This is a genomic window from Acanthopleuribacter pedis (assembly GCF_017377855.1).
Classification (GTDB): Bacteria; Acidobacteriota; Holophagae; order Acanthopleuribacterales; family Acanthopleuribacteraceae; genus Acanthopleuribacter; species Acanthopleuribacter pedis.
Window position 1 is genome coordinate 1 of the sequence record NZ_JAFREP010000052.1, and the last position, 24,706, is coordinate 24,706.

General features: G+C 58.6%; 12 protein-coding genes. 7 read left to right on the plus strand and 5 right to left on the minus strand.

The window, feature by feature from the left end; genetic code table 11:
* The first annotated feature begins 461 nt into the window (after positions 1-461).
* Positions 462-2,051 carry an esterase/lipase family protein gene (locus tag J3U88_RS32215; RefSeq protein WP_207863155.1) on the plus strand — a complete coding sequence of 530 codons (1,590 nt, stop codon included), beginning with the start codon at positions 462-464 and terminating at the stop codon, positions 2,049-2,051.
* Between the two features lie 12 nt (positions 2,052-2,063).
* Here J3U88_RS32215 and J3U88_RS32220 read toward each other — a convergent pair whose 3' ends face one another.
* Positions 2,064-2,717, minus strand: coding sequence for a hypothetical protein (locus J3U88_RS32220; RefSeq protein ID WP_207863156.1), 654 nt, complete (start codon positions 2,715-2,717; stop codon positions 2,064-2,066).
* Between the two features lie 176 nt (positions 2,718-2,893).
* Between J3U88_RS32220 and cmoA the strand changes: the two genes are divergently transcribed.
* Both cmoA and J3U88_RS32230 read left to right on the plus strand, forming a co-directional pair.
* Positions 2,894-3,622, plus strand: a complete 729-nt coding sequence (cmoA, locus tag J3U88_RS32225) for a carboxy-S-adenosyl-L-methionine synthase CmoA (protein WP_207863158.1) — start codon at positions 2,894-2,896, stop codon at positions 3,620-3,622.
* A gap of 501 nt (positions 3,623-4,123) precedes the next feature.
* Positions 4,124-12,946, plus strand: coding sequence for a PKD domain-containing protein (locus tag J3U88_RS32230; protein WP_207863159.1), 8,823 nt, complete (start codon positions 4,124-4,126; stop codon positions 12,944-12,946).
* 159 nt (positions 12,947-13,105) lie between these two features.
* On the opposite strand, the gene J3U88_RS32235 is transcribed toward J3U88_RS32230, so the two are convergent.
* From J3U88_RS32235 to J3U88_RS32250, 4 genes are all read right to left on the minus strand, one after another.
* Positions 13,106-13,459, minus strand: coding sequence for a DUF1428 domain-containing protein (locus J3U88_RS32235; RefSeq protein ID WP_207863161.1), 354 nt, complete (start codon positions 13,457-13,459; stop codon positions 13,106-13,108).
* Positions 13,460-13,638: 179 nt separating this feature from the next.
* Positions 13,639-16,407, minus strand: a complete 2,769-nt coding sequence (locus J3U88_RS32240) for a penicillin-binding protein 1A (RefSeq protein WP_207863163.1) — start codon at positions 16,405-16,407, stop codon at positions 13,639-13,641.
* A gap of 294 nt (positions 16,408-16,701) precedes the next feature.
* Positions 16,702-18,486, minus strand: a complete 1,785-nt coding sequence (locus J3U88_RS32245; protein WP_207863165.1) for a GspE/PulE family protein — start codon at positions 18,484-18,486, stop codon at positions 16,702-16,704.
* Positions 18,487-18,653: 167 nt separating this feature from the next.
* Complete coding sequence (locus tag J3U88_RS32250; RefSeq protein ID WP_207863166.1) at positions 18,654-18,929, minus strand: DUF493 domain-containing protein; 276 nt, start codon at positions 18,927-18,929, stop codon at positions 18,654-18,656.
* A gap of 270 nt (positions 18,930-19,199) precedes the next feature.
* On the opposite strand from J3U88_RS32250, the gene dnaK reads away from it, so the two are divergent.
* The 4 genes from dnaK (at position 19,200) to J3U88_RS32270 (ending at position 24,238) form a co-directional block, all read left to right on the plus strand.
* On the plus strand, positions 19,200-21,101 hold the full coding sequence (dnaK, locus tag J3U88_RS32255; protein ID WP_207863168.1) for a molecular chaperone DnaK: 1,902 nt from the start codon (positions 19,200-19,202) through the stop codon (positions 21,099-21,101).
* Positions 21,102-21,701: 600 nt separating this feature from the next.
* The gene (dnaJ, locus tag J3U88_RS32260) at positions 21,702-22,859 is read left to right on the plus strand and encodes a molecular chaperone DnaJ (protein ID WP_207863170.1); all 1,158 of its coding nucleotides are present in this window, start codon (positions 21,702-21,704) and stop codon (positions 22,857-22,859) included.
* A gap of 100 nt (positions 22,860-22,959) precedes the next feature.
* Positions 22,960-23,379, plus strand: a complete 420-nt coding sequence (locus J3U88_RS32265; RefSeq protein ID WP_207863172.1) for a heat shock protein transcriptional repressor HspR — start codon at positions 22,960-22,962, stop codon at positions 23,377-23,379.
* A gap of 4 nt (positions 23,380-23,383) precedes the next feature.
* On the plus strand, positions 23,384-24,238 hold the full coding sequence (locus tag J3U88_RS32270) for a sigma-70 family RNA polymerase sigma factor (protein WP_207863174.1): 855 nt from the start codon (positions 23,384-23,386) through the stop codon (positions 24,236-24,238).
* Positions 24,239-24,706: the final 468 nt, after the last annotated feature.

Sequence of the window (24,706 nt, forward strand, 5' to 3'; positions counted from 1 at the left end):
GAAAAAATGCCCCCGCTGAACGCGGCCGCTTCATCGGCCGCTAGGCCGGGGTATGCCTGGCTCTAACAAAAACGGTGGAACCTGAGATTTCCCCTTGCACTCAAACCCACAACACACTATCTGGGCTACAACGGCCTGTAAAAATGCTCACCGCACCCAGCGGGTGCGCGTCATGCGCGACCCCGGCCCGCTTTTCCCAAACCATTTCGCTCCAGATCTTTAGCCAAAACCCCTCGCTTCAGCGCCTCTTAGGTTTAATCAAAAACGAGATAACCCTCGCGCTAGCCTTTTTTCTCCTGGCATTCGGAGAAAGCGCCGACTAGAGTTGGTTCAAACAACCATGACCAAAGCCGCCGTTCAGCGGGTGTCGCAAAGGGGGATCTCTTCGCGATCCTCCGATCCGTCGTGCGTGAAAGTCGGCTGTTCCCGCGGCATCAGTTTCCCTATTAGGAGGTCCCCTCATGGCGCTGCAACCACCTTTTTATCCAATTGTCTATCTGCGCGGTTATGCCGGGGGCCAAAGCGCCGTGGAGGAAACCGTATCAACCCCGTACATGGGTTTTAACCTCGGTGCTACCAAATTGCGGCAGACCTATGAGGGGAAACCCGAGAAATATGTCTTTGAATCGCCCCTCGTCCGTTTGATCAAAGATCACGACTATGACGATTGCTACCGCAACGGCGATTATCCGCAAAGCGGTGAATCCATCCCCGCCCGGAGTATTTGGATTTCCCGCTATTACGAGGTCGTCTCAGAGGAACTGGGCGAAGGTGAGCCCCAAACCATGCGCGCCTTCGCCGAAGACTTACGCGCGCTGATTCTACGCATCCGCGACCATGTGTGTGGCACGGATACCCAACAACAGGACGCCTTCAAAGTCCATTTGGTGGCCCATTCCATGGGCGGACTGATCGCGCGCTGTTACTTGCAAACGCTTTGCACCCTGGGCGCACGAGATGAAGAGGGTCAACCCGATGACCAGAAAAACCAAGCCTTGGCACTGAGCAAGACCGGCGGCGTTCCACTGGTTGCCAAGGTGTTCACCTACGGCACGCCTCACAACGGCATCGAACTGCTGGGCGTTAACGTGCCCAACCTAGGTCCGTTGGATACCTTTCAAAGCAAGGTTTTTAACCGCAAGGTCATGCGCGATTACCTCAGCTTGCCGGCTAAAACCCCAAAAAATAAGGCCGTTAATTCACTCAACAACAGCTTCGATCCAAACCGTTTTTTCTGCTTTATCGGCACCAACTACAAAGATTACACCGTCGCCATGGGCATTACCCGACGCACCACCGGTGCCATGAGCGACGGGCTGGTGATGTGCAAAAACGCCTGGGTGCAGGGCGCGCCACGCGCCTATGCCCACCGCGCCCACAGCGGCTGGTACGGATTGGTCAACTCCGAGGAAGGCTACCAAAACCTGCGGCGTTTCCTGTTCGGCGATGTACGCGTCGACGTGTTTTTGGATGTCGACAAGGTGACCTTCCCCAAGCCCATCCAAGGTCACATCGATAAAGGCAAAACCATTCGCGCGGTGTATTACATCGAAACCGTGGCCCGCATTCGCGGCGAACGCATCAAGTTACACGAACGCATCAAGGACCAAGGCTCGGCCATCATGCGCAAAGACACCGCGTTCAGCGGGCCGAAGGCCAATGCGATCTTTCTCATGAGTGGCTTCCTCAACTCAAAGAACCGTTCCCCAAAAGTCGCCGACCAAGCCATGAATTTTGCGGTCGACGTGCGGGTGCTGGTGCCTGAGTATGAAATCGACTACAAGTACTGGTTCGACGACTATGTAGAGGGTGCAACGCTTTACAACGAACAGTTTAATTTCTTCGTGCGTTTCACGGCCGACGGCTCGGTAAACCTCAAATACGGCACGCAAAGCAAAAACGGCGCGGGCGTGGGCAAGCGCAACCCCACGGTAAAAGCCGACGGCGATGTGAAAACCTTTTCGATTCCGATCGGCTTTTCACCCACGGCCGCGCAAGAACCTCACGGCAAATTGCGCGGCACCCTGCTGATTAAGGCCCAACGCATTTAAGCGGGAACCACGCTAAGGCTGTCCGCAATTACTGAGTTGGACCAGATCGAGGATATCGACGACTTCCGCGGGGGCGGCTAAATCGTAGTCGCTGTTTTCGGTTTGCCAGGCGCTGATACCGGTAAAAAAGGTGAGCGGGAAGGTCGTGGTAATCGCGGTGTTGAAGGCGGCCGGGGCCTGGATCGCAATCGGGCCGGGACCGTCGCCGTCGATCAGCCGGGCGCCGAGCGAAGAGGCTTCCGGCACAAAGGTCAGCGTGACCGCGCCGGCCGCACCACACAGGAGAATGTTGGCGACCTGGTAGTTTTGGTTGGGCGCGGTGGTTGCCGCGACGCTGCCGACCACCACCAAACGGTTGCCGGTGTCGACGGTATCGCGACTGGTGTGGGTAAAAGTCCAAGCCAGCTCGGGATCGCCGCCCGCAACGGCCGAGGCGAACACGTCGCTTCGGCTGAGATCAAAAGCCAGAACAAAGGCGTTGAGACCGGCCGGGTGTTGGCTGCCGGCAAGACCGGTTACATCGACAAAAACATCCACCGAATCGCACAGCCCGTTACACCCCACGACGCCGACCTGCAGGGTCACCGGCGCCTGACCGGATACGTCGGATTGAGCCGAAACCAGGCACCCACAAACAAACAGCAAGCAGCACAACCAGGTTTTCATCGGTTCACGCCCCTCGGTATCGACCAACCGCGGCGCGCTTTTGGAAAGGCGGCAAGGGCTGTCAACACCTGAACACTGTGTTACAAATAGTGGTGGTTGTTTGATGATAACCCAAATCCGGCTCGCCTTCCCAGGTTAGTTTCATCGGATCACGAGCGCACCGAGGGCACCGCACCATGAAAGACGAATTGTTCAAAAAACCGATCACCCGCCTGACCGATTTCCAATTTAGCGATGAGGTGGCGGCGGTTTTTGACGACATGCTGAACCGCTCCGTCCCGTTTTACGACGAGGTCCAAAACGCCATTGTCGATTTGGTGGCCCATCACTACCAGCCGGGAACGCGGGTTTACGATCTAGGCTGCTCCACCGGGTTGATGATGGCCAAGCTGCTGGACGGCATTGAGGAACTCGCGGAAATCGTGGGGATCGACGATTCCCAAGCGATGATTGACAAAACGGCGCAACGGTTCGCCAACCTGCCCCGGGGTGAACGCGTGGTGTTGCATCGCGAAGACCTCCGCACGGCGGGAATGAGCGGCGCCTCGGCGGTGATTATGAATTACACGCTCCAGTTCGTGCGCCCGCTGTACCGCGAACAGGTGGTGCGGCGCATTTTTGAAGCGCTGGAACCGGGCGGCGTCTTTGTGTTGAGCGAAAAGGTGTTGGAAGACAGCACCAACATCAGCCGGTTGTTTATCGACATGTACTACCAGTTCAAACGCCGCCAGGGGTACTCCAACTTGGAGATCAGCCAAAAACGCGAGATGTTGGAAAATGTGCTGATCCCCTACAAAGTTAGCGAACAACGCGAGTTGTTGTGCAAGTGCGGCTTCGCGGAGGTGGAGACCTTCTTTAAGTGGCACAACTTCGCCTCGTTCATCGCGATCAAAAAAATCGATTGAGGGCCGCGGAACGCCGCATCACCCGCACCATTCACGAAAAAGGCACAGGATAACAGGGCAACAAGACGTTAATCCGCCCCAATTTCTCACGGTTTTTTCGCAAGATATCCCACATGCTCGTTGGTGATTGACCTTTCCCCTCGTGTTATAATTCGCGCGTTCCGCTCTATCGTGATCCACCAAAACCGCGCGCCCACCCGAGGTGAGCGCGGTTCGCATAAACGAGGTTTCCAAGGGAAACCGGCGGAATTGCTATAACCTAAAGTGTGTGATTCTTGGCGGCGCACTTTAGGTATAAACCTGTTTCCACGGCGACAGGCCGTTTGGGAAACGCGCTCATAAATGCGCGGTTCCTGCTTTTATTTCATGAAGTCCTTGCCTTTTCCAGGGGTCCGGTGTGACGTCGGCCCCGACAGCGTCGAAGATGATCCGATTCCCCCAATCGGTCATTGAGTTGAAGCTTATTGCTTGCGGTGCTTCACGCAACCCAGGAGATCATTGATGCCCCTTTCGTTGAATCAGAGCCCTATTGCCACCCGCGGCGCGACCGGTTCGCGATCCGCCTATGAATTTTTTGCACGATTGTTTTTTTGCGCCCTGCTCTGCGGCGCCGGCACGGTGTTGGCCCAGCCGGACAGCACGATTGACACCCCGGCCATGGCCACCACCCTTGCCACCGGCGGCAGTGTCAACTTCACCGGAAGCCCCTCGGGCGGCACCCCTCCCTACACCTATGCCTGGGACTTCAACGGCGGCGCGACCAATTCCACGGACGAGGACCCGGGCGCGGTGACCTTTGCGACACCCGGCACCTATACGGTCACCTTCACGGTAACCGACAACACGCCCACGCCCGATCCCACCCCGGCCTCGGTGGTGATTACGGTGGCGGACCCACCCAACGGCACGATTGACGCGCCGGCGATGGATACGGTGATTGCGGTCGGCGGCAGTGTCACTTTCAACGCAAGTGGCAGCGATCCGGGCGCCAATACGCCACTCAGCTATCAGTGGGATTTCAATGGCGGCGCGACCAATTCCACGGACGAAGATCCTGGCTCAACGACCTTTAACGCGGTCGGCGTTTACACGGTAACACTGACGGCGACCAACAGCTTGGGCATTCCCGACCCCACGGCGGCGACGGTCACCATCACGGTCACCGACCCGCCCAGCGGTTCCATCGACCTGCCGGCCATGGATACCACGATCAACGCGGGCGAATCGGTTACCTTCGCGGGCTCCGGCACCGATCCCAACGGCGACACGCCCCTGACCTACTTTTGGAACTTTAACGGCGGCGCGACCAACAGCACGGACGAGGATCCCGGCGCAATTACGTTTAACGTGCCCGGCGTGTATACGGTCAGCCTGCTCGCCGCCGACAGCCTGGGTATCCTCGACCCAAGCCCACCAACGGTCACCATCACCGTTAACGCGGCTCCCGACGGCACCATCGACATGCCCGCGGCCGGTCCGGTTTCGTTGAACCAGGGCGACGTGGTAAATTTCATGGGAACCGGGACGGACCCCGACAACAACACCCCGCTCACCTATTTATGGGATTTTGACGGCGGCGCGACCAACAGCACCGATGAGGATCCCGGCAACGTCACCATCGACGGCGCCTTCGGTACCTTAAACGTGAACTTCACGGTCACCGACAACCTGGGTTTTGCCGATCCCACCCCGGCCACCATTCAGCTCGACGTAAACGGCGCCCCGACCGGAACGGTCACCAGCCCCGCCACGAGCACACTGTACCTTGAGCCGGGCGATATGTTTTCGTTTACCGCCGATACCAGCGACCCCGACAACAACACCCCGCTCACCTTTTTGTGGGATTTCAACGGCGGCGCGGACGGCGGCAATGAAACGGTTGAGGATCCGGTCGACGTTACCTTCAGTACGCCAGGCACCTACAACGCGAGCTTCACGGTCACCGACAGCCTGGGCGCGGCGGATCTGACGCCCGACCCGATCACCATCATCGTGACCCAATTCCCCAACGGCACGATTGACACGCCTGCCGCGGCAACGGTTGCTATAGGAACCGGGGAAACCCTTAACTTCACCGGTAGCGGCAGCGACCCCGACATGGATAACCCGCTGACCTATCTGTGGACCTTTGACGGGGCGGCCGTTGATAGCAATCTGGAAGATCCCGGCAACGTTACCTTCAGCACCGCCGGTGTGTATACGGTTCGTTTCACGGTCCGCGATAACCTGACCGCCCCCGATCCCACCCCGGCCGAGGTGACGGTCACGGTAAGCGATCGACCCGTGACCACGATTGACACGCCGGCCATGGCAACCACCATCGCGACCGGTGGCAGCGTTAATTTCACCGGGACGGTGGTTGACGACGGCGACGCCATGGACTTGAACTACTTGTGGGACTTTGACGGGGGGGCAACCAACAGTACCAGCGAAGACCCCGGCAACATCACCTTCAACACGGCCGGCGTTTATACTGTCACCTTTGACGCCACCGATGGCAACAATTTAAGCGCGGCGACGCCGGACTCGGTGACGATCACGGTTTCCGATCCGCCGGAGAGCACCATCGACACGCCGGCCACCAACCAAACGATTGAAACAGGGACCAGTGTCAACTTCACGGGCTCGGGCAGTGACCCGAACGGCGATACCCCACTCACCTTCGCCTGGGATTTCGACGGCGGCGCTTCCAACAGCACCCAAGAAGATCCCGGCGCGGTTACCTTCAACACGCCCGGCGTCTACACGGTCACCCTTACCGCAAGCGACAGCCTCGGCATTGCCGACCCAACCCCGGCCACGATTCAAATCACGGTCACCGACCGCCCCGTCGGCACCATCAACACGCCGGCCACCAACCAAACCATCGCTACCGGGGATACAGTCAACTTTACCGCCACGGTCACCGACGGCGACAACAACACGCCTTTTACCTATGCCTGGGATTTCGACGGCGGCGCTTCAAACAGCACCCAGGAAGATCCCGGCGATGTCACCTTCAACACGCCCGGTGTCTACACGGTCACCTTCACCGCGACCGACAACCTCGGTTTTGCCGATTTGACCCCGGACACGGTGACCATCACGGTCACCGATCCGCCGCAGGGCGTGATCAACACCCCGAGCAGCAACCAAACCATCGTCACCGGCGATACGGTCAACTTCACCGCGACGGTCACGGACCCTGACAGTTCCACGCCGTTCAGCTTTGCCTGGGATTTCGACGGCGGCGCCACCAACAGTACCAGCGAAGACCCCGGCGACGTGGCCTTTAACACGCCCGGCGTCTACACGGTTACCTTTACCGCCACCGACAACCTCGGCATCGCCGACCCGACCCCTGATTCGGTCACGATTACGGTCACCGATGCCCCCAACACCACCATCGACACCCCGGCAGGCAACCAGACCATTACCACCGGGGAGAGCGTGAACTTTACGGGAACGGTCACGGACGCGGATAACAGCACGCCGTTCACCTACAGTTGGGATTTCAACGGCGGCGCAACCAACAGCACCGACGAGGACCCCGGCACCGTGGCCTTCAACACGCCCGGCGTGTACACGGTGACCTTTGGCGCAACGGACGCGCTCGGCATCAGCGACGCTACCCCGGCCACGGTCACCATTACGGTCACCGACGCACCGGAAAGCGCCATCGACACCCCGGCAAGCACCCAAACTATATTGGTGGGTGAAAGCGTCAACTTTACCGGTACCGGCACCGACGCCGACAACAATACCCCCTTCACCTACGTTTGGGATTTCGACGGCGGCGCCACGAACAGCAGCGATGAAGATCCCGGCGATGTCACCTTTAATACGGCGGGCATATACACCGTGACCTTCACCGTGACCGACGCCAACAGCGTGGCCGACCCGACCCCGGCCTCGGTCACGATTAACGTCACATTCGCCCCGGAAACCACCATCGACACCCCCACCGCGAACCAGCTTATCGCGGTTGGCGACACGCTGAACTTTACCGGTACCGCGACCGACGCGGACGAAGCAGGCAGCTTGACCTACGCTTGGGATTTTGACGGCGGCGCCGACAACAGCACGGACGAGGATCCGGGCGACATTACCTTCCTCACCTCGGGCACCTACAATGTGACCTTTAACGCGACGGACAGCTTCGGGGTAAGCGACGCAACGCCTGCCACCATCGAAGTCGTGGTCAACGATCCACCACAAGGCACGATCTCCAGTCCCAACGTGGATCGCACGATCACGGTCGGCCAGACGCTGGTGTTTAACGGCTCCGCGGTCGACACGGAGGACGATACGCCGTTCACCTTCTTCTGGGACTTCGACGGGGTCGTCGCCAACAGCACCGTCCAAAATCCTGGCGACGTTACCTTTGATACGCCAGGAGTTTACACCATCACGTTTACGGTAACGGATGCAACGGGGCAGGCCGATCCAACGCCCGACACCGTCACCATCACGGTCAACAACCCGCCGCAAAGTACCATCGACAGCCCCGTCGGCACGACCACCATCCCCCTCGGCGGGAGCGTCACCTTCGCGGGGAGCGGCACCGACAGCGACAACAACCTACCGCTCACCTACCTGTGGGACTTCGACGGCGCCTTCGCCAACAGTACCCTGGAGGATCCCGGCACCTTAACCTTTAACAGTGAAGGGACCTTTAACATCCGGTTCACGGTCACGGACAGCGTCGGATTGGCCGACCCCACGCCGGCCTCGGTCACGGTGGTGGTCAGCGGCGCGCCGGACGGCAGAATCGACGCCCCGGCAAGCAGCCCGGTCTACATCACGCCAGGCCAATCGGTCAGTTTCCAGGGTAGCGTGGTTGATCCGGGTCGCAACCCACCGTTCACCTACCGCTGGAACTTCGACGGCGCGGCGGCCGACAGTAGCCTGGAAGATCCGGGCGCGGTGCCTTTTGCCGGCGCCGGCGTTTACGACGTGACCTTCACGGTCACGGACAACCTTGGTTTGGTCGACCCCCTTCCCGCCACGGTGCAAATCATCGTCACGGAACAACCGAACGGCACCATCACGGCGCCCACCGGCGATCAGGTGATCGCGACGGGCTCGCAGGTTACCTTCAGCAGCAGCGCCACCGACGCGGAGAACAACACGCCCTTCAGCTTCGCTTGGGATTTCAACGGCGGTGCCGCCAACAGCAGCGACCAAAACCCGGGCGCGGTCCAATTCGATACGCCCGGCACCTACTCGGTCGCGCTCACGGTCACGGACAGCCTTGGCGCGGTGGACCAAAGCCCGGACAGGGTGCAAATCCGCGTCACCGATGCACCGGAAACCACGATTGATTCGCCGGCGGCCGACATCAACATCGCCGTGGGCGGCAGTGTGACCTTTAACGGAACAGCCACCGATCCCGACGGCAACACCCCGCTCGCCTACCTCTGGGATTTTAACGGCGTGGCAACCAACAGTACGCTGGAAGATCCCGGTCCCATCACGTTTAACACGGTGGGTACCTATACCATCACCTTCACGGCCACGGACGCGCTCGGCATTCCCGACGCCACCCCGGCCACGGTCCAGGTCCGCGTCACCGACCCCCCCAACAGCACGATCCTGACTCCCGCGGGCACCACCACCATTGCGAGCGGCGGGCGCGTCAACTTTACCGGTCAAGGCACGGACCCCGACAACAATACCCCGCTCACCTATACCTGGGACTTCGGCGGCGGCGCCACCAACAGCACCGACCAAAATCCGGGCGACGTCACCTTCAACACGTCCGGCACCTACACGGTGTCGCTGACCGCCGTGGACGCGCTCGGCATCGCCGATCCCACCCCGGCAATGGTCCAGATCCGCGTCAGCGATCCGCCCAACGGCACCATCACGGCGCCCTCCGGCGATGTCAGCATCAACGTGGGTGATACGGTCACCTTCGCCGCCGACGTTACCGATCCCGACAACCACAGGCCGTTTTCCTATCTCTGGGATTTCGGCGGCGGCGCGGCCAACAGCACGGCGCAAAATCCGGGCACCATTCGTTTCAACAGCGCGGGTGTCTTCACGGTAACCTTCACCGCCACCGATGCGCTCGGCATTGCCGACCCCACCCCGGCCACCTTGACGGTCAACGTCGGCGACGATCCCAACGGCACCATCCTGACCCCAACGGAAAACGTCGTGCTCGGCGTGGGTGAAACGGTGAACTTCACTGGTGAAGGCAGCGACCCCAGCGGGAACCTGCCGCTCACCTACCTGTGGGACTTCGACGGCGGCGCCCCCAACAGCACCGACCAAAACCCGGGCGATGTCACCTTTAACAGCATCGGTATCTACCAAACCCGGTTCATCGTCACCAACGCACTGGACCTGGCCGATCCCACCCCGCCGACGCGCACCATTACAGTCGGCGCCCGGCCCGACGGTGTGATCGATACGCCGGCAACCAACCAAATTATCGCCACCGGCGACGCGGTGAACTTCACCGCCACGGTATCCGACAGCGACAACAACACCCCGTTCAGTTATTTGTGGGACTTCGACGGCGGCAGCGCCGACATCACCGTGGAAGACGCGGGTTCGGTGACCTTCAACAACGCCGGTGTGTACCAGGTCGCCTTCACCGCGACCGACGCCCTTGGTCTGGCCGACCTGAGCCCCGATACGGTTCAGATCACCGTCAGTACCCCACCCGTCGGGACCATTACCGGCCCGGCCGAAAACGTTTTTATCGGACCCGGTGAGACGGTCACCTTCACCGGCACATCGGAAGACGCCGACGGCCATACCCCGATCACCCACTTGTGGAACTTTGACGGACAAGCCACCAACAGTACCCAGCAATCGCCAGGCGCAATTACCTTCCCCAACGAGGGAATTTTCACCGTGAGCTACACCGCGACCGACAGCCTCGGCATCGCCGATCCAACCCCGGCCACGGTGCAGGTAACCGTCGCGCAACGACCCGAGAGCACCATTGTTGAGCCCGCGGGCCCCGTCACCATCGCCGCCGGCGGCACGGTGAGCTTCATCGGCAACGGCAACGACGCCAACGGCAACACCCCGCTGCGCTGGCTGTGGCATTTCGACGGCGCCGCGCCCGACAGCAGCTTGCAAAGCCCCGGTCCGGTCCGTTTCGAAAACGTCGGAACCTACCGGGTCACCTTCACCGTCACCAACAATCTCGGCTTGGCCGATGCGACGCCCGCCGAGGTGGTGGTCAACGTCACCGAGGCACCCAACGGGACGATTGACACACCGACCGAACGGGTAGTGGGCGTGTTGCCGGGAGAGCGGGTGAACTTTACCGGGACCGGTATTGATCCCGACAACAACACCCCGCTCACCTTTCTGTGGGATTTCGACGGCGGCGCACCCAACAGCACCCAACGCAATCCCGGCAACGTTCAATTTGACACGGCCGGCGTGTATACGGTGCGCTTCACCGTTACCGACGGACTCGGTATCGCCGACCCAACCCCGGCCGAGGTGATTGTGGTCGTCGGCAACGAGGTCAACGGGTTCATCGACAAACCGGTCAGCAGCGCGGTGATCAACCCCGGCCGTGAGGTCGAATTCGCCGGCACCGGCGCGGATCCCAACAACCAAACGCCACTCACCTACTTGTGGACCTTCGACGGGGCCGCGCCCGACAGCACCCAAGAAGATCCCGGTCTGATCGCGTTCAACGACGCCGGTGTTTTCCAAATCACCTTCACGGTCACCAACAACGTGGCCGTCAGCGACGAGACCCCGCCGACGCGCACCATCATCGTCAACGATGCGCCAACCGGGCGCATCGATGCACCGACGAGCGACCTCACCATCGCCGCCGGCCAATCGGTGACCTTCGCGGGTTCGGCCGAGGATCCCAACACCGAGTCCGGCTTGGATCCCGATACCAACCTCAATTTCCTGTGGGATTTTGACGGCGGCGCGCCCGACAGCACCGAGGAAGATCCCGGCGCGGTGGTTTTTGCTGAACCCGGTATCTTCGACGTGACCCTGACCATCACCGACAGCCGCGGCGCCACCGATCCCACCTTGCACACCGTGCGGGTCGTGGTCGGCGCGGCACCGGACGGTACCATCGACACACCGGAAGAACCCATCGGCGGCGGCCCGGTTCTGGTCAACCTCGGCGAGAGCTTGAACTTCACCGGCACCGGCGAAGATCCCCAGGACCAAAACGGTTTGACCTTCCTGTGGGATTTCGACGGCGCCGCGCCCAACAGCACGGAGGAAGATCCCGGCAGCATCACCTTCGACCAAGATGTGGCTAACCCGCTGCTCCAACACACCATTAGCTTCACCGTGACCAACGCCTTGGGTTTGGCCGACCCGATCCCGGCGACCCGCACGGTGGTGGTCAACCGGCCACCCACCCAAGCCACGCTCACCATGAGCCTGGCCGACAACGACCTGGAAGGCAGGGCCACACCGGTGGTCGTTGATCGAGACGCGGCCGACCTCGGCTTGCACACCTTCGAGATCCTTACCCAACCGGCCGTGGGCACCGTGGTGCTTGACGGCAGCACCTTCGTCTACACCCCGGTTCTGGGGCAACGCGACGTCTACACCTTTGACTACCGCATCACCGATCCAGGTGGATTCACCCTCGATCAAACCGGCGAGATCACCGTGTTCTCCTCCGCGCGCATCATCGAACTGATCGCGAGTTGGCCGAACCCACCGATCATCGACTGCCTGCTCCCCGACGACCTGGACTGCCGTGACATCGACACGCTGGTCGAGCTCATCAACAACCCGGACACCGGCAAAACGGAGAAAACCGATCCAACCCTGGTGTTTATGCCCGGTTCCGGCAACGCGGCGAAACGCGACATGCATTGGGCGCAACTGGCGGAGCTTGGTTACGAACAAGAAACGGTGGAAAACCTGTTAAGCGACCACGTGGATTTCGGTCAAATCGTGGCGTTGGAGGACTTCCTCGGCCTCGAAGAGCTGTTGCCGACAAGGCAAACCACCTGGGTCGTTCGCCAAGGAGCGGGTGAGCAAATCAACCGCGCCCACTGGCCGACCGATTGGACAAGCACCCAAGCCATCCAATTGAAAAGCGGCGCGGTGTGGTCGGACTGCTTCGAAACCACCGTCGCCCAAAGCTGGCTGGCGCTGTGGGTGCCCCAGGACGCGTTAGGAACGCTCGAAATCGACGCGGCCAAGGTTTCACTGCGCTGGTACGCGCTCCAAGACGGCGCCCTCGAACCGCTCACGGACTGCGGCCCGGATGAAGCAAGCCAAACCGGCCTGAACCTGGCCGACCACCGCGGCCGCTTCATCTACGTGGAAGTAACCCAAGAGGAAACGGCGGGCGGCGCAACCCTCCGCCTCCACCGCCGCTAACCCGGCAACCCACCCCTTAACAAAAAGCCCGTTCGGCACACCACCGAACGGGCCTTTTTATTGGGACCTTCCAATCATCACTTCAGCATGGATCGAAGCTTAATCCGCAATTCTCACAAGAAGTTCTGCTACGAAGCCGAAACCCATGCAAATTGCGGGTTAAGCATCCAAAATAACGTCGAAGCCGGCGAAGATCATGCGCTTGCCGTCAAAAGGAACCGAGGTTACCTCGGGATCGAACAACGGATCTTTCATGCAGGCCGCCATCCCGGTATCGCGCACTTCCTTGGACGGCCACTCGATCCAGCTCATCACCGCCGTCTCGCCTTCCGCAAGCTTAACCGCCATCGGAAACGAGGTCAGCTTGCCCTCGGGCACATCATTGCCCCAACCTTCAACCACCCGCAACGCGCCATGTTGTTTCAACAGGGCCGCCACCTTTTTCGCATAATCCACATAAGCGTCTTTCTGGTCGTCTGCAACCGCAAACACCAGGCCGTCAAAATAGTTCATACTCCGCCCTCCTTATTTCTGAGCCGGTGAACCTGTTTTAGGAAAAATCTCCTTTATTGTATGCGCCGCGGCGCAGTTGGCAAGGCCAAGCCGGCAAAACCGCGGTCGCCCATCCTAATGGTTCCCGCCTGCCTCAAAAACAGCGAAGGCCCCAAAATCCGTCGCCCCCGCCAATCAGGCTACAGGCCTTCCTCCGCGCTTTTTTCCCGATTGCGCAGCGCCCGTTGCTGGGAAGCGTAGTCAATCATGATTTGCTCCGGCTCGATGCGGCCAGTCAGCTTGTCGAATTCGTACAAACGTTTCTGCAGATACCAAGGCAGAGCCAGCCGTTTCTTCTCGGCCGAACTACAGATTTCGGTGGGCTCGGAGCCGGGGATGAACACCTCGGCGATCATGTCATCCTCGGGACAATCGCAATCGCGCGTCATCTTTTTCCCGGTCTGCTGATCAATCGGCATTAGCCGCAAACCTTCCGGCATGATGAACTGAGCATCCTCGTCCAGTTCCGCTTTAATGCCCTCGAAGAACCGCAGCCAAATCGGCAAGGCGGTGTTGCCGCCGGTGCGGTTGCGGGCGATGGTTTCCTTAAGGTCGCGGCCGACCCAGGCGCCGGCGGCGATTTGCGGCGAGTAACCAATAAACCAAGCGTCGGTGTAATCATCGGTGGTACCGGTTTTGCCGGCCACTTCCAAACCGAGCCGTTGCGCCCGTCGCGCGGTCCCTTTTTTGTCACGAACAACCGCGCGCAAGGTCTGGGTCACCAGAAAGGCGTTTTGCGGCGAAATCACCTGCTTGCCGCGAATCGGGTTCTCCTCAATCGCACGGCCCTTGGCATCCATGATGTGGTGGATGAACCGCGGCTCGTGGCGCACGCCGTTCACGGCATAAATCCCGTAGGCCTGCACCAAATCGGCCAAGGTCATTTCCATCGCACCCAGGGCCAAACTCGGGTACGGCTGCAGGTCATTGCCTTCGTCAATCTCAAGGCGTTCCGCGTACTCAAGCACGTGATCGTAACCCACCGAGTTCAACAACTTAACCGAAACGATGTTCAGCGATTGCGCCATGGCGCTGCGCAAGGTGACCTGGCCCTGGTAGCGGTTGTAGTAGTTGTGGGGCTGGTAAGGTTTGGGCGTAGGTATTAAACCCAGTTTCATGCGGCGTTGGTTGCGCCTCGAGGCGCGCACCTGCAGCACCCCTTGGTCGTCGAAATAGAACTTGGTGGGATCGATGAACTGGGTCGGCTCGTCAAACAACAGGTCGGCGAGGGAGTAACCCTTCTCCAAGGCGGCGCCGAACACAAAGGGTTTAAAAGCAGAACCCACCTGGCGTTTGGCTTGCTCGGCGCGGTTGAACTTACTGCGGTCGTAATCATACCCGCCCACCTCGGCCAACAGGTCGCCGGTATGGGGATCCACCGCCATGAAGGACGCCTCGATTTGCGGCTCTTGGTCGATCACCAGTTTGAGGTCGGTGCGCAACACCATGCGCTCGGGGTCGGCGGTTTCCTCGTCACGGTCGGCGAGCAAATCCTCGGCCGATTCCTCTTCGTCCTCCAGTGCTTCATCCTCGTTTTCGTCGCGGGCGTCGCGAATCAGGTCGCCCACCTCGGCCTCGCCTTCCAGCACCATAAACAGCGGCACATCACCGAGCTGGAACATCTTGTCGAGTTTGCCTTTTTTGGCTTTGGTCCACTTCAAACCTTCTAAATCAACGCGAAACCGATCCTCATCAATGCGAACCGTGAGGTAATCGTCACCAACCTCCTGCACCACGCCCCGAATGGAAATGCCAGGCTGCAGGACCTGGTGCCAACTGGGATCGTAGTATTCTGTAACCAACGCCATGTTGTTGGGATCCTCTTTCGTGAACACCGAGGGACAGTCGTGGGGTCGGTACCCCATGGACTTGTCGACCTGTTTCAGGCCGTCGCGCACCGCATCCTCGGCGATGACCTGGTAGGTCATGTCGAGGGTGGTGTGGACATCCCAACGCGAGGTGCGCACCACCTCCTCGCCGTATTTGTCGAACAGGTACTTGCGTACCTTGTCGACGAAATGGGCCGCGACCGGTTTGTTTTTGGCGCGTTTGCGGTCGACCAACTCAATCGGGCTCTTTTTGGCGCGATCATAGGCTTCGCGGGTGATGTAACCCTCGTCCCACATGCGGTACAGCACGATGTTGCGCCGTCTCAGACACAAATCGGGGTTGCGGTAGGGGTTAAACCGCGAGGGGGCCTGGGGTAAACCGGCCAAGGTGGCGAATTCTTCAAGGGTCATGGCGCCGACCGATTTGCCGAAGTAATAACGGGCCGCGGCTTCAATACCAAACTGCTGGTTGCCGAGCGGTACCTCGTTGGCGTACATCGCAAAAATTTCTTCTTTGGTGTAGCGCAACTCCAACTGAACCGCCAAAAACTGTTCCTTGAGTTTGCGCCCACCGGAGTAACGGCGGTCATTGGTAATGTTTTTGACCAACTGCTGGGTCAGGGTTGAGGCACCACGCAGGCGACCGGTCCGCACATAATCCTTGAGCGCGGCCAAAATGCCGAGCGGCGACACGCCGATATGGTTGAAATAATATTCATCCTCAACAGCAACCAACGCGTGGACAAAGTTGGGCGGGATGTCGCGGTACTCCAACATAATGCGCTGCTGGGAGGAAATGATGTCGATTAAATCGCCGTTACGCGCGTAAACACGGGTAAATTGGGCAGGCTTGTAGGACGCCAACTTTTCCAGGTCCTCAAATTCGCCGCCTTTTTTGAGAATAAACAGGGCACAGCCGACGCCGGCGGCAATCCCCAGGGTGCCCATCACCGCAAAAATCACCAGCCGCACGAACCAACGCCGCAAGGGGCCGGGCGGTTTCGGCGGACGTTTCGCACTTTGCGTGGTCACGCTTTTCGTTTCGTTGTTCTCTTGCGGGGTCGAGGTCTCTTCGCTCATGGTAGGGTCTCCCTATTCGGTGGCCACACACGGCCGCGCCGGGTTACGCCAAAAGCACGCTACATCATCAAAGGGTGCCGCAACCGCAAAGTTAGCGGTCGCGCGCCTGATCTTCAACCTAAAGTGTGCGTTTCGGGTGGATGCAATTGCTCAAAATGATGGAGCGAAAAGTGTTGGAACAAGCGTAGGCGTACCTGGAAGGTACGTCGAGCATTTTTACAACACTTTGCAGCCCAGCAGGTTGGGCAAGTGCGCCGCCAAGAATCGCACACTTTAGGTTCGGCCAAAAAGGCATCAAATCATACAAACACGCAAGACCTCGTCAAAGGTGGTTTCGCCGGCGATCATCTTACGAATCCCGCATTCCTTCAGCGTTTCCATGCCTTTTTGACGACAGGTCTTGCGCAGCATATGGGTATCTTGTTTGGCCATTATGAGTTTGCGGATGGTATCGTCCACATCCAGCAATTCGTAAACGCCGGTGCGGCCGTACAAACCGGTGTAACGGCAAACGTGGCAACCCTTGCCGCGGCGAACCTTCAGCGGCTTGCCGGTACGGGTGCGGATATTCAGCACTTTGAGCTGGGCCTGGGTCAAAATGTCGGATTCAGCGCACTGCAAACACACCTTGCGCACCAACCGCTGGGCCAAAACGCCGAGCAGCGTAGAACCCAACAAAAAGGGTTCGGCTCCCAAATCGTAGAGGCGCGCGACACTGGCGGCGGCGTCGTTGGTGTGCAAGGTACTGAACACGAGGTGGCCGGTGAGGGCGGCCTGGAGCGCATAGGTGGTGGTTTCTTCGTCGCGGATCTCGCCCACCATGATGATGTCCGGGTCCTGACGCAAAATAGTGCGCAGGGCGCCGGCGAAACTAAGGTCCAGCAACGGGTTCACCAAGACCTGGTTGAAGGGTTCGTACACCATTTCAATCGGGTCTTCGATGGTGGTCACGTTGACCTCGCGCGAGGCGCGCATCTTTAGGGACGAATACAGCGTGGTAGTTTTACCGCTGCCAGTGGGGCCGGTGACCAGAATCAGGCCGTTGGGTTCGTTGATTTGCCGCTGGAACACGGAGAATTCCTGCTGACGGAAACCCAGGTCGAGCAGGTCCTTCATCACGACCTCGGGGTCGAAAATCCGCACCACCATCTTTTCGCCGAAGGCAACGGGCAGAATGTTACAACGCAGCTCCACCTCGCGGTTTTTAATTTTGGTTTTGATGCGGCCGTCCTGGGGTTTGCGGCGCTCGGCGATATCCATCCGACCCAGCAGTTTGACACGGGAAATTACGGCGGCGTGTACCTTGGGCGTCATGGTTTGAATATCGTGCAAAACACCGTCAATACGGAAACGAATCACCGAATGCTCGCGTTTGGGCTCGATGTGAATGTCACTCGAACGCTGGTCGTAGGCATACATTAATAAATACTCAACCGCTTTGATCACGTGGGAGTCGGAAGCTTCCAGTTCCCGTTCGCTTTTGAGCTTGACCAACTGCTCGAGGTTGCCCAGGTTCACGATGGGGTCGAGATCTTTTTCCGCGCGCTCGACCGACTGACGGAAACCGTAAAACTCGGTCAAAATGCGAATAATTTCGTTGCGCGGCGCCACCACCGGCTTGATCTCAAGCCCGGTATTGCGCTTGAGGTTAAACGCCAGTTCCAGATCGAAGGGATCGATCATGGCGGTCACCAGTTCGTTTTCGTTCTCCACCCGCAAGGGAATCACCAGGTACTTGCGCGCAAAGGGCCGTGAGACGTATTGCTTCAGCAGCTTGGAATCCACGTTAAGGGGATCGAGGTGGACGAAGGGCACCTGCTTTTTCTCGGCAATAAACTGGGCCAAGGTATCGTCGGTCACGCGTTTTTTGGGGTCGTCCCGAAATTCGGGATAATTGAGGACCACATCAATGGGATGGATCGAGTTGATGTTGGCACTGGGACCGGCATAGTTCTCGCGGTTGGAGCGAAACAGGGCCTTGCGTACCTGAGACTCCTGTTTCATCAAAAACTCGGCCTTGTCCTGGGCGATGACATGACGCTCGACCAGTAAATTGAGCAAAAACGGTACATCAATCATAACGGACCCCTGAACCGGCGACGGCGCGAACAAGCGGTGTCGCGCGCAAGCCGAAATGGTGTTGTGGCAGGTAGCCAAATTCTACATGGCGGGTAAACACTTGGCGAGCCCGGGATGAAACAGACGGCACAGCCGCCGCGGTTTTGTGCGCCGGCTCAACCCTTAGGTTAAACCGCGTAAATGACGTGCTCGGAGGCGGAGAACCAAGCGTAAACGGCCTCAATTTCCTCAAAAACCTCAATGTGAACGGCCACGGTATAGGCCAAATACTTGCCATTTTTGCTGGGGCGGTGGGTGATCGACTGGAAGTCGAGGGTACGACCGGCGGCCTCGGACAAGGCATGGGTTAACCCCGACTGATTAATCCCCTCGGGGTTCACAATGATCTTGAAGGTAAAGGGGCCGGGCAATTCGACCATATCGCGAAACGTGGGCTGGGACATGGGACCTCAAACAGAAAAAAGATGCTGAAAGGGCACGGTTCTAGCCCGCGCCAAACCCTCCCACCTTACCACGCGGAAGCGGTGGTCCAGAAAATCCGGCCCCTTTGGCGGGGAAAATCACGCCCTACTCCCTGTTTCGACAAAAAACGCTCGAATGACTAACACAAAATTTGACAGCGGCAATGTTAAAAAAAGTTGACATCAAATGACTCACCTCTCATAATGACCCCTGTCATAGCAAACTCGCGTTTTCGCAAGGGAGGAAACCCTATGGGTAAGATTATCGGGATCGACCTCGGCACAACCAACTCGGTTGTCGCTGTTATGGAAGGTAAAGAACCCCAAATTATCACCAACGCCGAGGGGCAGCGTACCACCCCGTCCGTCGTCGGTTTTTCAAAAAGCGGTGAGCGTTTGGTCGGCCAAGTCGCCAAACGCCAAGCCGTCACCAACCCCACCGCCACGATTTATTCAGCCAAGCGGTTCATGGGTAAAAAATTCAGCGAGATCTCCGGTGAAGCGGAACGCATGCCGTACGAAGTGGTTTCCGGCTCGAACGGCGACGCCCGCATCCGACTCTCCGAAAAAGACATGTCCCCACCCGAAATTTCAGCCATGGTGCTCCAGAAATTGAAGCAAGCGGCCGAAAGCTACCTCGGCGAAGAGGTCACCGAGGCCGTGATCACGGTTCCCGCGTACTTCAACGACGCCGAACGTCAAGCCACCAAGGACGCCGGCAAAATCGCGGGCCTGGATGTCAAACGCATCATCAACGAACCGACCGCGGCCGCGCTGGCCTACGGCCTCGACAAAAAGTCTGATGAAACCATCGCGGTTTTTGACTTCGGCGGCGGTACCTTCGATATCTCGATCCTCGAAGTCGGCGAAGGTGTTGTCGAGGTTAAATCCACCAACGGCGACGTTCACCTGGGTGGTGACAACATCGATGAAGTCCTGATCACCTGGATTCTCGACGAGTTCAAGAAAGATCAGGGCATCGACCTCTCCAAGGACAAAATGGCGCTGCAGCGCCTGAAAGAAGCGGCAGAAAAAGCCAAAATCGAACTGTCCAGCACCCAGAGCACCGAAATCAATCTGCCGTTCATCACGGCCGACGCGGACGGTCCCAAGCACTTGAACCTGAACCTCAGCCGCTCCAAGTTTGAAGCGCTGATCGACGATTTGGTCAAACGTTTGTTCACGCCTTGCGAAAACGCGCTGCGCGACGCGGGCGTCAAGGCATCCGACATCGACGAGGTCGTTCTGGTTGGTGGTTCAACTCGGATTCCCAAGGTTGTTGAAAAGGTTACCGAATTCTTCGGCAAAGCGCCCCACCAAGGGGTGAACCCCGACGAGGTTGTCGCCATCGGCGCCTCGATCCAGGGCGGTGTTTTGGCCGGCGACGTTAAGGACCTGCTCCTGCTCGATGTGACCCCGCTGAGCCTGGGTATCGAAACCATGGGCGGCGTGGCCACGGTTCTGATCGAACGCAACACCACCATCCCCACCAAAAAGGACGAGGTTTTCTCGACCGCGGAAGACAACCAAACCCAGGTTGAAATCGTGGTTTTCCAAGGTGAGCGCCCCATGGCCCGCCAGAACAAAATCCTCGGTACCTTCAGCTTGATGGGCATCCCGCCCGCACCACGCGGCGTTCCCAAAATCAAGGTCATCTTCGACATCGACGCCAACGGCATCTTGCACGTGACCGCCAAAGACGAGGGCACCGGTAAAAAACAAGACATCCGCATCAAAGACTCCAGCGGTCTGACCGATGAGGAAATTGACCGCATGGTTTCCGAGGCGGAAGCCAACTCCGACTCCGACACCAAAGCCAAAGCACTGGCCGAGAGCCGCAACAAGCTGGACTCTTTGGTATGGCAGACGGAGAAAAACGTCGAAGAAAACAAAGACAAAATGGAGCCGGCCGACCGCGAGGCGATCACCAAAGAATTGGAAGACGCCAAAGCGAAGCTGAAATCCGAAAACCCCGAGGAATTGGACGCCGCCGCCGAGAAATTGATGGCAGCCGTTCAAGCCTGGAGCCAAAAGCTTTACAGCCAAGAGGGCGGTGACCAAGGTCAAGCCGGCCCCCAGAACCCACCTCCCGGCGGCGGCAAACAACAAAAAGCCGACGACGACGGTGTGATCGACGCGGAAGTGGTTGATTAATTCATAAAAACGCTTGCGTTTAACACCCGAGGGGAGGCTTTACCGCCTCCCTTTTTTGGTGACAAGCGCGCTAACCCGCATACCTCACTAGGAATTCTGCTACGGGGCAACCCATGCGATTGCGAGCGGTCGGCCTTCCGCATTACTCGGTCGAGCCACCTTCGCCTCAGCTGCTAGGCCGAGCGGTCGGCCCCGCGAAAGGTCGTCATCTTCGTACTCACAAGACGTTCAGCTTCTCGCGACGAATCCTTGTGAGAAATGCGGGCTAAATTCAACTTTGGCGTGAAGAAAACACGCGATTCACCCGTTAACCAAGCAGGGTTTGTTTTAACGAAACCCACGCCGATTTCCCGACTTGCACCCTTCCACCGTTTTCTTTTCCAATTCCAGCGATTTCGGTATGATGGGCCTTGCAAGTCCCCGCCTTTCTTCAACCTGAACCTTCAGGTTCAAACTGCCGCCCACGCCCAAAGCGTGGCCGGCGACGGACAGCCCCAAGGCGGGCAACGACGGTCCCTTTACCCGAGGCAATGCGCGAGGCGCGGCCTGGGTTTTAAAACGCGCCCGCGGGCGCGTATCGCAGCTTCGTTCAGGTGGCATATGGCTGAGGACTTATACAAAGTTTTGGGTGTGAAGCGCGGAGCTTCAGCAGCCGAAATCAAAAAAGCATACCGGCGTTTGGCCCGTAAGTACCATCCCGACTTCAACGCGGGCAACAAGACAGCGGAGACCAAATTCAAAGCCATTTCCGAAGCTTACGAAGTATTAAGCGACGAGCAAAAGCGCAAGAATTACGACCTTTACGGCTCGGCGACCCCACCCACGGGCGGCCCCGGCGGCTCCGGCCCCTACGGAAAACAGTGGGGCGGCATGGGCGATTTTAATTTCCAGGGATTCGATTTCAGCTCGGGCGGCGGCCAGGGTGGCGGCAAACAGGATTTCAGCGAAATCTTTTCCGATTTATTCCGCGGCGCCCGCAACGAACAACAGAGCACCACGCGCGGCCCCCAACGCGGCCAGGACATTCAGCACAGCATCACCCTGACCTTCATGGAAGCGATCAAAGGCATGACCATGAATTTCAAAATCGACCGCTCGATGGTGTGTACATCGTGTAAAGGCTTTCGCCAGGTAAAGACCGGCAAAAAAACCACCTGCACCAATTGCGGCGGCAACGGCAAACAGAAGTTGCGCCAGGGTAATATGGTGTTCGAGACGCCGTGTCGCTCTTGCGACGGCCGCGGTTATTTCGACAGCAAGTCCTGCGACAATTGCGATGGCGCGGGACGGCGTCCCCTGGCGGAGAAAATCAAAGTCAACATCCCCCCCGGCGTGGGCAACGGCACGCGGGTGCGGGTCCCCAGCAAGGGGGAGGCGGGGCTGTTCGGCGGACCCGAGGGTGATTTGTTCATCATCACCAAGGTGGATGAGCACGAATTTTTCGAGCGCAAAGGTGAAAACCTTTACTGTCAGGTACCTATAAGTTTTGTGGAAGCGACCTTGGGCGCCAAGGTCCAGGTTCCCACCATCGACGGCTCAGCCACGATTAAAATTCCGCCCGGCACCCAAACCGGCCAAAAATTCCGCATTCGCGGCAAAGGCGTTCCCGCCCTGCGCGGCGAGCAAACGGGCGACCAATTTGTGGAAGTGCGCGTGCAAGTCCCGCGTTTGCGCGACGAACGCTCGAAGGAATTGCTGCGCGAATTTGAAACCCTAAACCCGGAGAACCCGCGGGAAAACCTCCATGTCAGCCAATAGGCGGACGTGTTATGGTTAACAGAAACAGAAACCGACCGGGGCGGTTTCCCGCGCCGGCCCAAATCCTGAATTGATCGGCATTGAGTGAGGCTTTTTTTCCATGCGAGGAAGAAAAACACAACAACCCGGCTACTTTTCAATTAGTGTGGTTGCAAAAACCTATGGGATTCACCCTCAGACCCTGCGCATGTACGAACGCGAGGGTTTGCTCTGTCCCTCGCGCACCGAGGGCAACACGCGGCTTTATTCGCAAGAAGACATTGACCGCCTGGAGCAGATTCTCAATTTGACACGAGATCTTGGTTTGAACCTGGCCGGTGTGGACATGGTGTTCAAGTTACGTGAACAAATGGAAAAAATGCAGATGGATGTGAACGAATTACTACGCGCATTCCGCCAAGTCATGATAGAAACGTTGGATGACGGTGAAACAAAATACAAAAACTCTCTGGTCCGCGTCTCGCCCAAAACGCAGGTGATTCGCTTGGACGAAGCGGTGGCCGACCACCCTAAGGAGTAGGCACGTGGCTGAGTTGTCTGACGACCATCAAGTCTCGACCGAAAATCTCAATTGGTACTTGCAAGAGATTTCCAAGATCCCGCAACTCACGCCGGACCAGGAAAAGGAACTGGGTTACCGCATCCAACAGGGCGATCAAGAAGCGCTAAAAAAAATGGTCGAATCGAACCTGCGTTTCGTCGTCAGTATCTGCAAAAAGTACCGCGGCCTGGGCCTATCCTTTTTGGACCTTATGAACGAGGGCAACATCGGCTTAATCGAAGCGGCCAAACGCTTCGACCCTGAAAAAGGGGTCAAATTCATCACCTACGCGGTGTGGTGGATTCGCCAGGCGATTATTCACGCCTTGGCCAAGCACAGCGGCGCCTTTCGCCTGCCTCAAAAACAAGCGAATCTGATGTACCAGCTCAGCAAAAAGTACAACCAGCTCAACATGAAGCTGGAGCGCAAGCCGACGCTGGAAGAGCTGGCGGCCGAACTGGAAATCACGGTGGCCGAGGTAGAGCAATTGCTGCAGGTCAGCGGCGACAACATTTCTTTAAGCGAGAGCCTCGACGACAACAGCGATTTCCAATTACTGGACAAATTGAGCCAAGACACCGAGTTAGGTGCCGACGAGCACTTGTTGCAGGAAGCTTTTGAGAGCCAGGTGCGGGATATTCTGCGGGATTTGGATAAAAAAGAGGCCTTGGTGATCAACCTGCGGTTCGGGTTGGAAGGCAAGGAACCGATGACCCTGAAGGAAATCGGCCAAATGCTCAATCTTTCGCGCGAGCGCATCCGCCAGATCGAAGCCGTCGCGCTCAAGAAACTGCGCAAAAACAACGCCATCCAAGAGCTGCGCGGCTACCTGACCTAGTCGGGGTTGGAGTAACACCGACAGGGAAAATACCCGGTTGATGCACCGCTTGGATCGCGCTGATCCGGTGTCATGTCTGCTTGGCGCGCGCTAACCCCGCGCAACCCCTGTTTGGACGTGGGTTGATCCGGCGAACCCCTGTGTGGGCGTGGGTTGATCCGACCCAACCCCTGTGTGGGCGTGGGCTGATCCGACCTAACCCCTGTTTGGGCGTGGGTTGATCCGGCGAACCCCTGCGTGGGCGTGGGTTGATCCGACCCAACCCCTGTTTGGGCGTGGGTTGATCCGGCGCAACCCATGAGTGGGCGTGGGCTGATCCGGTGCAACCCCTGCGTGGGCGCGGGTTGATCCGGTGCAACCCCTGTTTGGGCATGGGTTGATCCGGCGAACCCCAATGGGGTTCGCACACCGCAACGCGGGGACCCCAATTGATTTAAACGGTGAGGCAGAGCCGAACAACATTTGGTT